This window comes from Paenibacillus sp. QJM3NY_38 (assembly GCF_056173265.1).
Window position 1 is genome coordinate 41,333 of the sequence record NZ_CM149665.1, and the last position, 14,796, is coordinate 56,128.

Annotated in this window: 12 protein-coding genes; all 12 read left to right on the forward strand. The window is 51.8% G+C overall.

The window, feature by feature from the left end; translation table 11 throughout:
- The first annotated feature begins 173 nt into the window (after positions 1–173).
- The 12 genes from mfd to spoIIE all read left to right on the forward strand — a co-directional run bounded on the left by mfd (position 174) and on the right by spoIIE (position 14,732).
- Positions 174–3,701 carry a transcription-repair coupling factor gene (mfd, locus tag AC0VZ8_RS00210; RefSeq protein ID WP_475485687.1) on the forward strand — a complete coding sequence of 1,176 codons (3,528 nt, stop codon included), beginning with the start codon at positions 174–176 and terminating at the stop codon, positions 3,699–3,701.
- Positions 3,685–4,770 carry a peptidylprolyl isomerase gene (locus tag AC0VZ8_RS00215; protein WP_475485688.1) on the forward strand — a complete coding sequence of 362 codons (1,086 nt, stop codon included), beginning with the start codon at positions 3,685–3,687 and terminating at the stop codon, positions 4,768–4,770. Before mfd ends, AC0VZ8_RS00215 begins: the two co-directional genes overlap by 17 nt.
- A gap of 327 nt (positions 4,771–5,097) precedes the next feature.
- A complete protein-coding gene (gene spoVT / locus AC0VZ8_RS00220; RefSeq protein WP_071221080.1) occupies positions 5,098–5,640 on the forward strand; it encodes a stage V sporulation protein T in 543 nt (180 codons plus the stop codon).
- Between the two features lie 199 nt (positions 5,641–5,839).
- Positions 5,840–7,519, forward strand: a complete 1,680-nt coding sequence (locus AC0VZ8_RS00225; RefSeq protein ID WP_475485689.1) for a putative polysaccharide biosynthesis protein — start codon at positions 5,840–5,842, stop codon at positions 7,517–7,519.
- A 93-nt stretch (positions 7,520–7,612) separates the two neighbouring features.
- Positions 7,613–9,127, forward strand: coding sequence for a bifunctional methyltransferase/pyrophosphohydrolase YabN (yabN, locus tag AC0VZ8_RS00230; RefSeq protein WP_475485690.1), 1,515 nt, complete (start codon positions 7,613–7,615; stop codon positions 9,125–9,127).
- A 166-nt stretch (positions 9,128–9,293) separates the two neighbouring features.
- Positions 9,294–9,566 carry an HU family DNA-binding protein gene (locus tag AC0VZ8_RS00235; RefSeq protein ID WP_009591918.1) on the forward strand — a complete coding sequence of 91 codons (273 nt, stop codon included), beginning with the start codon at positions 9,294–9,296 and terminating at the stop codon, positions 9,564–9,566.
- The gene (locus AC0VZ8_RS00240; protein ID WP_076326537.1) at positions 9,566–9,844 is read left to right on the forward strand and encodes an RNA-binding S4 domain-containing protein; all 279 of its coding nucleotides are present in this window, start codon (positions 9,566–9,568) and stop codon (positions 9,842–9,844) included. The genes AC0VZ8_RS00235 and AC0VZ8_RS00240 overlap by 1 nt, the downstream gene beginning before the upstream one ends.
- A gap of 219 nt (positions 9,845–10,063) precedes the next feature.
- Positions 10,064–10,345 (forward strand): sporulation protein YabP, encoded by a 282-nt coding sequence (gene yabP / locus AC0VZ8_RS00245; RefSeq protein ID WP_009591926.1) that lies wholly within the window; start codon positions 10,064–10,066, stop codon positions 10,343–10,345.
- Positions 10,342–10,911 carry a spore cortex biosynthesis protein YabQ gene (yabQ, locus tag AC0VZ8_RS00250; protein ID WP_475485691.1) on the forward strand — a complete coding sequence of 190 codons (570 nt, stop codon included), beginning with the start codon at positions 10,342–10,344 and terminating at the stop codon, positions 10,909–10,911. The genes yabP and yabQ overlap by 4 nt, the downstream gene beginning before the upstream one ends.
- Before the next feature lie 11 nt (positions 10,912–10,922).
- Complete coding sequence (locus AC0VZ8_RS00255) at positions 10,923–11,273, forward strand: FtsB family cell division protein (protein WP_260069298.1); 351 nt, start codon at positions 10,923–10,925, stop codon at positions 11,271–11,273.
- Positions 11,274–11,387: 114 nt separating this feature from the next.
- A complete protein-coding gene (locus AC0VZ8_RS00260) occupies positions 11,388–11,876 on the forward strand; it encodes a S1 domain-containing RNA-binding protein (RefSeq protein ID WP_009591896.1) in 489 nt (162 codons plus the stop codon).
- A gap of 345 nt (positions 11,877–12,221) precedes the next feature.
- A complete protein-coding gene (spoIIE, locus tag AC0VZ8_RS00265) occupies positions 12,222–14,732 on the forward strand; it encodes a stage II sporulation protein E (RefSeq protein ID WP_475485692.1) in 2,511 nt (836 codons plus the stop codon).
- Positions 14,733–14,796: the final 64 nt, after the last annotated feature.

Below are 14,796 nucleotides of genomic sequence, written 5' to 3' on the forward strand. Positions count from 1 at the left end.
TACACGACGTTTTTTGGTAGAAGACATACAGCGGCAGGTCCTGCCGCTGCTCTAGCCTTGGCAGTTTTGCTCAAGGCTTCTTTTCGGTTATAATTTTTTGGCAATCGTCTAAAATTCCATGAGAAATAGAGTCTAGGAAATTCATTTCTTCTGCATAAGAGAGGTGCCCCCTTTTGTTACAAGCACTTATTGATGTATTTTCGAAGGATTCGGACTTCAAATCCATAACCGCTGGCGTCCAAGCCGGCATGAGGGAGCAATTGATCTCCGGTCTTTCCGGGTCGTCCAGACAGATCTTAATGGCCGCATTGCACCAGGACCAGCAGCGCCCGCTGCTCGTGGTCACTCATAATATGTTTTCAGCCCAGAAAATTGCGGATGATTTACAGGAAGCGCTCTCACCGGATCAAGTGTTATTATACCCGGCGAATGAGCTGGTAGCGGCCGAGTCGGCCGTTTCAAGCCCCGAGACTCTGGCGCAGCGGATTGATGTTCTCGTCCGTTGTGCAAGAGGCTTCCGGGGTATTGTCGTTGCGCCATTTTCCGGCGTGCGTCGCCTGCTCCCCGCTCCCGAAGTGATGTCCGATGCCCGAATCGTGCTCCATGACGGCGGGACACTCGTGCTGGAATCCTTTTTGAACCAGATGATCGAGATGGGATATGAACGGGTGGAGCGCGTCGAGAGCCGCGGCGAGATGAGTGTCCGCGGCGGTATCATCGATTTTTACCCGATGACAACGACCATGGCGTACCGCGTAGAACTGTTTGATGAGGATATCGACTCGATTCGTACCTTCGACCCGGCGGATCAGCGCTCGATTGACAAGGTCCGGGAAGTCACCATTACACCATGCAAGGAAATTATTGCCGATTCGGAGCGGCTTAGTCGCACAGCGGATACGGTGGCCCGTCTGCTGGAGACGCAGCTCGAACGCATGAGTGATCGTCAGGCCAAGCTCCGTTTGCGGGACGAAATACACCGGGAAGTTGAGATGCTGCGCGAGCGGATGTATTTCCCTGAAATCTATAAATATATCTCCCTGTTGTATCCGGAGAAGACCAATTTATATGATTACTTGCCGAAGGATACCATTCTGATTATGGATGAGCCTGCTCGGCTGTTAGAAACAGCCAAGCAGCTGGAGCGGGATGAAGCGGAATGGAATTTGCATCTGATGCAAAATGGCAAATCGCTGCCGGATCTGCCGCTGTCGCTGGATACGGAAGAACTGATCTACCAGCATCCCTATCAGAGTCTGTTGATCTCCATTTTCCTGCGTCAGGTGCCAAGAATGCAGCCGCAAAATATCGTCAATATGATTACGCGCGGCATGCAGGATTTCCATGGACAGATGAACGTGCTCAAGGCCGAGATGGAACGCTGGAAGAAGTCGGGCGTTCAGGTCATGATGCTGGCAGGCGATGCAGAGCGGATGGACCGCATGCGGCGGGTGTTGCTGGACTATGGTATCGAAGAACCGGTGATGTATGAAGGGCATTTGCAAAATGGCTTCGAGATGCCTTCGGTTCATGCTGCAATTATTACAGAGAGTGAGATGTTCTCCTCAAAGCAGCGTAAAACACGCAAAACCACGAAGAATATGGACAACGCCGAGCGCATCAAGAGTTATACGGAGCTCAAAGTTGGCGACTATGTGGTGCATCAAAACCACGGTATCGGGAAATATATGGGGATCGGGACGCTCGAAATCAACGGAATCCATAAGGATTACATGCATATTTTGTATGCCGGGGGCGATAAGCTGTCCGTTCCGATTGAGCAGATCGATCTCATTCAGAAATATGTCGGTTCCGAAGATAAGGAGCCGAAGGTTTACAAGCTGGGTGGAAATGAATGGACACGGGTTAAGAACAAGGTTCGTTCTTCCGTTCAGGATATCGCCGACGATCTGATTAAGCTGTATGCCGAGCGTCAGTCTGCGCCTGGGTACGGTTTTGAGAAGGATACGTCGGAGCAGCAGGAATTCGAGGACATGTTCCCATATGATGAAACACCCGATCAGCTTCGGGCCATTACCGAAATCAAGAAGGACATGGAACAAAACCGACCGATGGACCGGCTCCTGTGCGGTGATGTCGGTTACGGGAAAACGGAAGTGGCGGTTCGAGCTGCCTTTAAAGCGGCGATCGAAGGGAAGCAGGTTGCGGTGCTGGTACCGACGACGATTTTGGCTCAGCAGCATTACGAGACGTTCCGGGAGCGCTTCGCCAATTATCCGATCAACATTCAGGTGCTGAGTCGTTTCCGGAGCCGTAAGGAGCAGAATGAGACGATCAAGAAAGTAAAGCAGGGCTCCGTCGATATTCTGATCGGCACGCACCGACTCCTGTCCCAGGATATTGTGTTCAAGGATCTGGGGCTGCTGATCGTGGATGAGGAGCAGCGCTTTGGCGTTACGCATAAGGAAAAATTGAAAAAGCTGAAGACCAATGTCGACGTGCTGACGCTGACGGCAACGCCGATTCCGCGCACGCTGCATATGTCGATGCTCGGCGTTCGGGACTTGTCCGTGATCGAGACGCCGCCGGAGAACCGTTTTCCGGTGCAGACGTATGTCGTGGAGCATAGCCAGACCCTGGTGCGGGAAGCCATTGAACGGGAGCTGGCCCGAGGTGGCCAGGTATACTATCTCTACAATCGGGTTCAAGGGATCCAGGAGATGGCAGCCCAAATATCGATGCTGGTTCCGGAGGCCCGCGTAGGCGTCGGGCATGGCCAAATGTCGGAAACGGAGCTGGAGAAGACCATTCTCGACTTCCTGGACGGCGAATACGACGTATTGGTGAGCACAAGCATTATTGAGACGGGCGTGGATATCCCGAATGTCAATACGCTTATCGTGCATGATGCGGACAAAATGGGCCTCTCCCAGCTGTATCAGCTGCGTGGACGCGTCGGACGTTCCAACCGAATCGCATATGCTTATTTCACATACCAACGGGATAAGGTGTTGACCGAAGTGGCCGAGAAGCGGCTGCAGTCCATTAAAGAATTTACGGAGCTTGGCTCCGGATTCAAGATTGCGATGCGGGACCTGTCGATTCGCGGAGCGGGCAACCTGCTCGGAGCGGAGCAGCATGGCTTTATTGCTTCCGTCGGGTTCGATTTGTATTCACAAATGCTGGCGGAGGAGATTCAAAAGCGCAAAGTCAGCATGCTGGGTGAGCCGCCATTGCCATCGAAGGACTGGAACACGTCCATCGATCTGGGGATCGACGCTTACTTGCCGTCTGATTACATCTATGACAGCATTCAGAAGATCGAAATTTATAAAAAAGTGGCTGTCGTTTCGTCTATCGACGAATCGGCTGAGCTTGAGGACGAGCTGCTTGACCGCTTTGGCGAGCTGCCGCTTGCGGTAAGTAACCTGCTTGCTGTATCCCGCTTGAAGGTATATGGTCGTACGTACGGGATTGACTCCATTATCCAGCGCGGCGATGATGTGCTGCTGCAGTTTTATGAAGGGCAGGACAAAGCGGTTGATACAACAGCGCTTGCGCAAATTGGAAATATGTTCGAAAGACGTGTACAATTTGAACAAGGGCCGACGATGGCCATTCGAATCAAAGGCAAGGGACTTTCCGATCAACAACTGTTAGAATTGCTGGAGCAATTCCTGGAGGCCGCAAAAGGGCCATTCAACCTGAAGGGAGAACTACAAAATGCCGTCAAGAAATAACAAGGCATGGAAGACGTTTATTGTATCCATCACAGCAGTGCTATCCATGTCGATGATCGCTGCGTGCGGAAACGACAAGACTAAGGGAACCGAAGATGATAATAGCAAAGTTATCGTCAAATATAAGGGTGGAGAAATTACCGAGAAGGAATTTGATCTGGAACAGCGCATGATTCAGTTCATGTCCCCGGAATACGCCCAATTTTTACAAATGGATGAATTTAAGGAGTATTTGGCGAAACAGGGGGTAGCCTATGAATACCTGTACGCCAAAGCTGACGATAAAGCGAAGGAAGCTGCCGGGAAGCAAGCGGATGATTTATTAAAGCAGCAGAAGAGCGGAATGGGCGAGGAGCAGTTTAAAGCTGCTCTGGAATCGCAGAAATTGACGGAAGACGACCTCAAAAATTATATGCTTCGCGTCATGAGCGTTATGGAGCACGAGAAGAATCAGGTAACCGAAGAGGATATCAAGAAGGAATTCGATGCGAACAAGAAGGATTATACCAACATTAGCGTTCGTCATGTCCTGATTGGTTTTCAAGATACCGAAGGCAAGGAGAGACCGGAGGGCGAGGCGCTCAAAATTGCCAAGGAAGTACAGTCCAAGCTGAATAAAGGGGAGGATTTTGCTGCTTTGGCGAAGGAATACTCCCAGGACCCGGGCTCCAAGGACAGCGGGGGTCTGTACGAGAACAAACCCGCAGGCAGCTGGGTGCCTCAATTCAAGGAAAAGGCCTTAACGCTGGAACTGAACAAAATCAGCGATCCGGTAGAAACCGATTACGGCTACCATGTCATGAAAGTGGAGAAGCGCGAGGAAGTGTCTTACGACAAGCTGCCTGCCGATCAGAAGGAAGGCATTCGAAATGAGCTGGCTTCGGCGAAGATCGACAACTTCATGCAGAATGAGCTTAACGACCTGATTGAGAGCATGAATCTTCCGAAAAGCGAGAATGCGGACAAGCCTGCCGAGGGCACGGGAGACCAGAAGACAGACGGTACAACCGACAAACCGGCGGAAGGTGATCAAACACCGGATGCAGGCAAGGACGACACAGGTAAATAAGCCCGCAGACAAGCGGTCGAGCAATGATATTGTAATGCGTTGGGGCAATGCCGGATGTATGGCCAGCGCACGCAAGAAATGGTGGGATCTTCGAATCCATAACGTGCGAAATCGCGCGTTATGGATTTTTTCTCCCCTGACGTCAGTCTCTTTCGAATGATATTTATTTTTGGATTTCGCAACCAACAGAGGGTAGATGATGTATAAGGAATTGGGAATGGATGAATACTATGGTCAGACATTAACTCTTATATACCTGGGGACATCCTCTTCCCGAATGGAACAGTAGTTGAAAAATCTTCTTATGAAAGTGGGGCAACAAGTGACATGAAAGCTACTGGTATCGTCCGCCGTATTGATGACCTCGGGCGCGTGGTCATTCCAAAAGAAATTAGACGCACACTGCGGATTCGCGAAGGCGACCCGCTGGAAATTTTCGTTGACCGGGATGGAGAAGTCATTCTGAAGAAATATTCACCGATCGGTGAGTTGGGTGATTTTGCGAAGGAATATGCAGAGTCCCTTTATGAGAGCACAGGTCACATCACGATCATATCGGACCGTGATACATTTATCGCCGTAGCAGGCGGATCCAAGAAGGAGTATTTGGACAAGCCGATCGGCAACCTTCTGGAAAACTGCATGGAAAATCGCAAGACGGTGCTGGAAAGCAACAGCGGCACGTATGAGATCAGCAAAGACAATCCGGAAACTCTGTCCGCATTTGTTGCTGCGCCTATCATTGCTGGTGGAGACCCGATTGGCAGTGTTGTGCTGCTGAACAAGGACGAATCCGTGAACATGGGTGAGATGGAAGTGAAGATGTCTGAAACTGCTGCAGGCTTCCTCGGCAAGCAAATGGAACAGTAAGACGAGGACATGAATCCTTGGATGGAGACTCCCGCTGAACGTTGATCACAGGTCAATCGGCAGCTGGGAGTTTTTGTTGTCCGGTTTCTTTTTTTGTACCACGCTCACACCCTTGGTTATAATGGATGTACATATGGCAGCATCTGAATGATGATGGGTCTATGATACGGAAAAAGTAACTAGGGGATTGGAAGAGGATATGAAACCAGATCAAACAGGGGCAAGGCTTCTACAGGGAGCGTTTATTCTCAGTGCGGCCGCGCTTTTGTCCAAATTGATTGGCACACTGCAAAAAATACCGCTGCAAAATATGGGCGGGGATGCCGTCTTTGGCATCTACAATACGGTTTATCCGTTCTATATGATGATCATTACGATAGCGGCGGTCGGTTTCCCTGCAGCGGTCTCCAAATATGTGGCAGAATATGAGGCTGAAGGGCGCACCGAGGACGGTCATCGCCTGCTCCGCCTTTCTTCCGCTTCGTTGGTGCTGTTCGGTCTGATTCTCGGCTTGCTGATGTATGTCTGTGCTCCGTGGATCGGGATGTGGATCGGAAGCAGTCAGGTAGTACCCGCCCTCCGCGCAGGCGCGTTGGCGCTGGCATTCGTGCCTTGGATGTCGGTCCTCCGTGGTTATTTTCAAGGGCTGCACAATATGGTGCCGACGGCGATCTCCCAGATTACGGAGCAGGTTGTCCGTGTCGGGGTTATGATTGTGCTGCTCCTTTACATGATACGGGCCGGCGCCGATTCCGACGTGATTGCCGCCGGGGCACTGCTTGGATCTGCTGCCGGTGGTGCTGCCGGTCTGGTGGTGATGGGACTCTACTGGCGCAAGCATATTCGGGCAACTCGGAGTAAAGCACAAGGAAAAGTCGGCCACGGAATCAGAGCAGCGGGTATGAACGAAACGAGGCTGCGTGCCGATGTATCTAGAGAGGGAGCAGGTGTTCTACTTGGCCGCCTGCTTGCTTATGGAGTTCCGGTCTGTCTTAGTCTGCTCGCTGTTCCGTTGATTGGACTGGTGGATACCTTCACGGTGCCCCGGTTATTGACATCCGGCGCACTGGGCGAAGCAATGGCTATGGCAGAGTTTGGGGTCTATAACCGCGGACTGCCGCTTGTCCAGCTGGTTACGATGCTGGCTACTTCGTTGTCGGTTCTGTTTATCCCTGCCCTGGCAGAGGCCAAGTTCAAGGGAGAGTCCAGCCGGGTTGCAAGCCAAACCCGCATGGCCCTCCGCTGGTTTTGGCTGATCGGGATGACGGCCTCCGTAGGCTTGGCAGTGCTGGCTGAGCCGATTAACGTCATGCTGTACGAGGATGCCGCAGGGACGGTGACGATGCAGGTGATTGCCTTTACAGCCGCCGGGGGTACGCTGAGCACGATTACAGCCGCGCTGCTTCAAGGCATTGGCATTGTAAAGGCCCCGGCGGTTCATCTGCTGGCTGCGGCAGCGCTCAAGTTGCTGCTCAACTTGCTGCTGGTGCCGCAGTTTGGCATTACCGGGGCAGCTATCGCCGGCGTGGCCGCGCATCTAACAGCGGCCGCGCTCAACCTCGCGCTGCTCTCGCGAAGCGCCGGCGCCCGCCTTGACGCCGGAGGCATGCTCGCGAGGACGCTGCCGGTCCTCGCCGGGGTGGCGCTGGCCGCCTGGGGCGCAGGTGAGGCCGCCGGCGGCATCCTGGCGGCGGCCGGCTTCGCCCCAGGCCGCCTCACCCACGCGGCAGCGAGCCTGAGCGGCGTCGCGGCCGGATGCGGCGCCTTCCTTATCGGCGCCGCGCTCACGAAGCTCCTCACCGAGGAGGAGCTTCGGATGCTGCCGAAGGTCGGAAGACCGCTGGCAGCCTTCTTGCGGGCCCTGCGTGTGCTGCGCTGAAGCGGGCCGATTGTGAGATGTTTGATCTTCTGTGCTATAGTAGTGTACGATAATGACGTCGACAAGGCGGACGAAGACGAAAGGAAGTAGCGTATGAGTGCATCCATTACGGTGGTCGGCTTGGGTTCTGGGAATCCGGATCGATTGACGATAGGTATCATAAAAACCATGCAACGGGCATCGAAGGTGTATGTGCGTACATTATCTCATCCCGTCATTGCTGCGTTGAATGAATTCCAGATTGAACCGGAATCGTTTGACCATGTGTATGAAGCGCATGACACATTTCCCGAGGTGTACGAATCCATTGCATCCGCGCTAATCAACTTGGCCAAAGCTGCTGAGGAGGATCGCGAGATTGTCTACGCGGTGCCCGGGCATCCCATGGTAGCGGAGGCAACGGTTCGGTTATTGCGGGAACGCTGCCCGGGAGAGGATGTGACCCTTACGGTGCTCGGCGGTGAGAGTTTTCTGGACGAGGCCTTCGTTCGCCTTGGTTTCGATCCCATTGAGGGCTTCCAGCTTCTCGATGCGGCTGAGCTTCGGGCAAGCGTCATCCAGCCGCAGCTGCATACCCTGATCGGCCAGGTGTATGACATGTTTACGGCTTCGGAAGTTAAACTGGCGCTCATGGAGCTGTATCCGGACGATTATCCAGTCATTGTCGGCCATGCGCTGGGCGTTGAGGGCGAGGAATCGATACAGCAAGTACCGCTCTTTGAACTCGATCGCATCGACGGCTACGGGAATTTGTCGCTGATCTACGTACCCCGAAGCGATGACAGCAAGCTAAGGCAGCGAACGTTTGCCCGGCTCCATGAGATCGTTGGCATTCTCCGCAGTCCTGAAGGCTGTCCGTGGGACCGCGAGCAGACCCACGAATCCATCCGCAAAAATCTCATCGAAGAAACCTACGAGGTGTTGGAGACGATTGACGAGGATGACCCCGAGCATATGCAGGAGGAACTCGGCGACCTGCTCCTGCAGATTATGCTGCATTCCCAGATGGAAGAAGAGCTGGGTACTTTCACGGTATATGACGTCATTCAAGCGCTGAATGACAAGCTGATCTTCCGGCACCCGCATGTCTTTGGCGAGAGCAGCGCCAAAGACGCGGAATCTGCCCTGCAGAACTGGGAGCAGATGAAAGCGGAAGAGAAGCGTCGCAAGGGGCTCTCACCAGAGAAAGCCTCGGCGCTGGATGGCATCCCGCGGGATCTTCCCGCCTTGATGAAGGCGTACAAGCTCCAGAAGAAGGCATCCAAGGTTGGTTTCGATTGGGATAATATCGAAGGCGTGTTCCAGAAGATTGAAGAGGAACTCGGTGAACTGAGGCAGGCGGTGACCGAGGGCCAGTCTGATGAGGATACAACACTGGAGCTCGGCGATCTGCTGTTCGCGGTCTCCAATGCGGCAAGATTTATCGGTGCGGATCCGGAAGAAGCGCTTTCGAGAACGAACCGGAAGTTTGTCAGTCGCTTCAGCTACATAGAGGAGCAGCTTGCCGCCCAGGGGAAAACCTTGCAGGAAAGTACTCTGGACGAGATGGAAGCCCTATGGCAGGCAGCTAAATCGGGATCGGCACAAAACGGCGGCATCGACGTGTGAAAAGGGCAACTTTTCACGTAAAAAATAAAAAAATAGGGATTTGCGGCAGGAATTCCGCAAGGCATCCAGAATAATCATTAATGGTGAAATCTTGCAGATTGCAAGGCGGTTTAACCGAATAACCGTAAAATCTTATATTTTTCTGATAATTGGGAGGATTTAATTCATGAACAAAACAGATCTGATCAACAACATTTCCGGTAAAAGTGGTTTGACAAAAAAAGACGTAGAGAACGTCCTGAACGGCTTCCTTGGCGAAATCACTGAAGCTTTGGCTAATGGCGATAAAGTTCAATTGATCGGCTTCGGTACATTCGAAACTCGCAAGCGCGCTGGACGCACAGGCCGCAACCCGCAAACAGGTAACACGATCGAAATTCCAGAATCCAACGTTCCTGCGTTCAAGGCAGGTAACAAGCTTAAAGAAGCCGTAAAATAATGCGCGTCGATAAATTCCTGAAAGTATCGAGGTTAATCAAGCGGCGTACCGTAGCGAAAGATGTATCGGATCAAGGTCGGGTGCTGATCAATGGCCGCGAGGCCAAGCCGAGCAGCACGGTTAAATTGGGCGATGAGATCACCGTCCAGTTTGGCCAGAAGCTGGTGACCGTCCGGGTCGAGCGTCTTACCGAGACAACCCGTAAAGATGAGGCGACCAGCCTCTACACCTTGGTCAAGGAAGAACCGATCGTTAAAGATCGCGGATTGGACTGGTAAGCAGCCCAAAGCCGTTCCATCAAACGTCCCTCTCACCATATGGTGTGGGGGCGTTTTTATGTTTATCATGGATGGTATAAACCATTGGAGCTCCTGCTCTCTTTCTGTCCCCTGGCTTTCGTCGCAGCGTCACGATCATTCCTGAAGCGGTTGTTCTTCTTCCGGTTCTAAAGACAGGCACCTTCCCATAAGCTATTGTTAAAAGGAGGGGTACATGCCATGATCGACCAAGGGAAGGGTAAGTTTCATGACCTGCGGATGCAGAACCGGAAGCTGCTGGACATTACGGGTGTCCAAAATGTGGAGAGCTTTGACAGTGAAGAATTTCTGCTTCAAACCGAGCTTGGGCATCTCACCATTCGGGGGCAAAATTTACATATTAAAAATCTCAGCCTGGAAGAGGGGCTTTTGTCGATTGAAGGTCAGGTGCATTCACTGATTTATTTGAATCCCGGTTCGCAGACCAAGAACAAGAGTCTGCTGGGTAAGCTGTTTAAATGAACCCCAGCGTACAATGGATCACGCTGCTCTGGATGCTCTTCTCCGGAGCAGCGATGGGAGTCGCCTTCGACAGCTACCGGGTGCTGGCAGGGCAGCTCCGTTTCCCGCAATGGTCCAAGCATACCCTGGACTTCCTTTACTGGATTGCGGCAGCCTTCTTCATATTTCGCATGTTGTACGTGACCAATGACGGTCAACTGCGTTTTTATGTGTTTGTGGGCCTGTTTATAGGGGTTTGGATCTATTTTTTATTATGGAGTGTCATAACCCAGCGTTTTGTGGTAATGTTAATTCAAGTGACAAAAGGCTTATTGTCCTTTTTGTACAAGCTGTTCCGTATGTTAGTGTGGAATCCCATCAAAGGAATCCTGATGCTCATCTTGGGATTGTTAAGGTTTCTATGGAAGTTTCTCCTGTCGCTGTTGCGTTTAGTCCTTAAATGCCTCATGCCTTTTTGGCGACTCTTGAAATGGATGCTGAGACCGATCACATCCAGAGTCAGGCTGCCGGCATGGAGCAAGCAATTCGCGGACAAGGTTATTAAGGCGTGGAAGCGCTGGTTTTAGGAGGTATGGTCATGGGAAGATTTGCTGATCCGTCGAAGCAGGCTCCCCAACAAACCAAGACAAAGAACAAGGGCGCACGCCGGCGTAAAAGAATGTTTGTGGCGATGATGGCGCTGTTTTTGATCTGGGCAGGTTCAACGCTCTGGTCCCAGAATGACCGCATCCGTAATCAGAACGAAGCGCTTGCTCAAAAGCAAGAGGATTATAAGTCCGTTGAACAGTCGCTAATCCAGATTACTCATGAAGTGGAGCGATTGAAGGACCCTGAATATATCGGGCAGATTGCCCGCAAGAAGTTTGGACTGTATCTGCCAAATGAGACGCCGATCATTCAGCCCCAAAATTCGGGCGAAAAGCCGTAATTAGGCATGACAGACGTCTGTTGACCTTGTTTAGGTCATTATCGTATAATCAAATCACCGCAGCGCGATTTCTAAATCGGACTGTATATTTTTAAGGGAGGATCATTTTATTCTATGGCAATTGAAGTGGGCACCAAGTTAGAGGGCAAGGTGACAGGCATAACGCATTTTGGAGCATTTGTGGATCTGTCAGGAGGTGTCACGGGTCTCGTTCACATCTCGGAGATCGCCGACAATTACGTTAAGGATGTCAACGATCATTTGAAAATCAACGACGTCGTAACCGTGAAGGTGATTAATGTCGACAAGGACGGCAAGATCGGTCTTTCGATCAAGCAGGCTGTCGACAAGCCGGCTTCCGAAAGTCGTCCACCCCGCGCACCGAGACCGGAACGCAGTGGAGGCGGCGGAGAACGATTCGGAGGTGGCGGTGGTGGAGGATTCAACCGTGAACGCGGCGGACGCCCGTTTAAGCCTGCGGCCAACAAGCCTTCATTTGAGGATAAAATGTCACGCTTCCTAAAAGACAGTGAAGAACGGATCTCTTCGCTTAAGAAGAATACGGAAGGCAAACGCGGTGGACGCGGAGCCAAACGTATGTAATTCGATAAAATATAAACTGACCGCAGAGGGAAATCGCCTTCTGCGGTTTTTTTGTCGTTGCATCCAAGGGTACGACAGGTTCCTACGCAATTTACGGCGCTGTCGTATGAAATGAGCACGGGATGTCCGCCTCAATTCGGGAAATGATCCGCAAGAATGCTGCAGGCTTGACCCGTGGAAACACCGCTGGGCGCGGGGGATGAACGCTCTTTTCCCGAACGTTCGCAAGACACGTTGATTTTGTCGGAAATTTCTTTAGGGCTTGTCCGGTGTTCTGACAAACTTTCCTGAACAGGGGTTTTATAATGGGACCAACAAATTCGTGAAGAATGGGGTGCCAGCGTAATGGATAAAAGAAATCTGGTGATGTTTCCGGGTACTGAGGCGGTTAAAGGGGGAGCGGGTTCCATTCGTGCCCGTGTAACAGAACGGTTAGGGCAGCTGCCTTTCCTGCAGCGTCCCATCCACTTCCTGGCCGCTAAGAAGTGGATGATTCTGCTAACCTTCATGGGTTTTTTGCTCGGACGAGCTATGATTCTGGGGGAGCTGTCTCCATTTGCAGTCGCTTATTTTGCGGTTATTGCCTTTATGCGTCGTGATGTTTTGCTGCCGGTAGGCGCAGCGATCGTTGCAGGTAGTTTATTTGCGTCCTTTCCGGTGGCATGGATGGTACCGGCAGAAATTTTGATCTTTTACTTTATGATGCGGGGATTGGAGACTTATGATCGGGCAGAATTGTTGTATGCGCCGCTGATGGTATTTGTCTCCACCTTCTTCGTGAATCTGTTCAGTGTTCTCATCGGACCCAGCATTACCTGGTATTCCATGATGATGCTCACCCTGAACGCCGTACTCAGCTTTGTACTGACACTGGTCTTTATTCAGGCGATCCCGGTGCTGACACTTCGTAAAAAAACACATGCTCTTCGAAATGAAGAAATTCTATGTATCATCATTTTGCTGGCGTCGGTTATGACAGGAGCCGTTGGCTGGACGATCCAATCCCTGTCGGTAGAGCATGTCCTATCCCGATACTTAATTCTGTTGTTTGCTCTAGTCGGGGGAGCTCCGCTAGGCGCCTCGGTTGGTGTAGTAACAGGCCTCATCCTCAGTCTTGCCAACATTTCGGCATTCTCCCAGATGAGTCTGCTCGCCTTCTCCGGGATGCTCGCCGGTATGCTGAAGGAAGGGAAGAAAGGCGGTGTTTCGCTGGGAATGCTGCTTGGGGCTACCATTCTCTCTATCTATTTCAGCAATCCTGGAGAAGTGATGATCTCCACTTGGGAAACCTGCGCGGCTATCGTGTTATTCCTCATTACGCCTAAGAGCGTGATGCAGGCTATAGGCAAATATGTACCGGGCACGCAGGATCATACCCGTTCACAGCATGAATACGCCAAGCGGGTCCGGGATCTTACGGCGGATCGTGTGACCCAATTTTCCCGGGTGTTCCGGCAGCTCTCGCAAAGCTTCGGACAAACGTCCGGGGTTATACAGCCTCCGGGCAAACAAACGGAGGAGATGAATCATTTCATGAATGCCGTGGCGGAGGGCAGCTGTGCCACATGCTTTAAACGGAATCAGTGCTGGGACATGAAATTTTACCAGACTTATAAATACATGACCGATATGATGACCTCGATCGAGGAGAATCCTGAGATGGAAGCAGACGATCTGCCGCCGGAATGGAGCCGGATCTGTGCCAAGAAGGAGGAGGTGCTTGGCATCCTCAAGCAGCAGTATCATCTTTACCAACATGATATGCAGTGGAAACGCCAAATATACGATAGCCGACATCTGGTGGCGGAACAATTATCCGGGGTTTCGCAGGTTATGGAAGACTTGGCACGAGAGATTAAGCGGGAAAGCCAGACGATGCACATTCAGGAAGAACAGATTCGGGAAGCGCTTCAGCAGCTGGGTTTATCGATTCAAGGCATCGATATCATCAGTTTGGACTCCGGGCAGGTCGAGATTGAGATCGTTCATGCGTATACCCGGGGTTATGACGAATGCAGGAAGATTATCGGACCGCTGTTGTCCGACATTCTCGGGGAGCATATCGCCGTGATGGAAGAGACCTTGACCCATCCAAGGGATGGATTGGCCACCGTGCGATTCGGCTCAGCGAAAACATATGAAATTATGACGGGCGTAGCCGCAGCGGCCAAGGGAGGAGATATTTTATCGGGTGACAGCTTCAGTACGGTCGAGTTGGGGAACGGGACGTTTGCGGTAGCGCTTAGTGATGGTATGGGCAACGGGGAAAGGGCTCGGCTTGAGAGCAGCTCGGCCCTGAATATATTAGAACAGCTGCTTCAATCCGGGATGGATGAGAAGCTGGCGATCAAATCGGTGAACTCCATTCTTATGCTGCGTTCGCCGGATGAAATCTATGCTACGGTCGATATGGCCCTAATCGATCAATATACGGCTCAAACCACTTTTATGAAGATCGGTTCGACGCCAAGCTTTATCAAGCGGGGGAATGATGTCATACCGGTCTCGGCCAGCAATCTCCCCATTGGGATTATTAAGGATATCGAAGTGGATCTGGTGTCGTTACAGCTGCAGGCCGGTGATGTTCTTATCATGATGACGGATGGCATATATGATGCGCCGGGTTATGCGGTGAACAAGGAGCTATGGATGAAACGAATGATTCAGGAGGTGAACAGCGAGGATCCGCAGGAAATAGCCGATTGTTTGCTGGAGAAGGTGATTCGCTATCAACAGAATCAAATACATGATGATATGACGGTGGTGGTCGGGCGTGTGGATCACTTCCATCCGGAATGGTCGAATGTGCATGTTCCGGGCTTCGCCCGAATGGAGCGGCCGCGAACGGTTAGCTGATGCGATAGATAAAATAGATAAACTAAGTGATTACCCGGGAAATGGAGGACCCCGGAGATGGTAA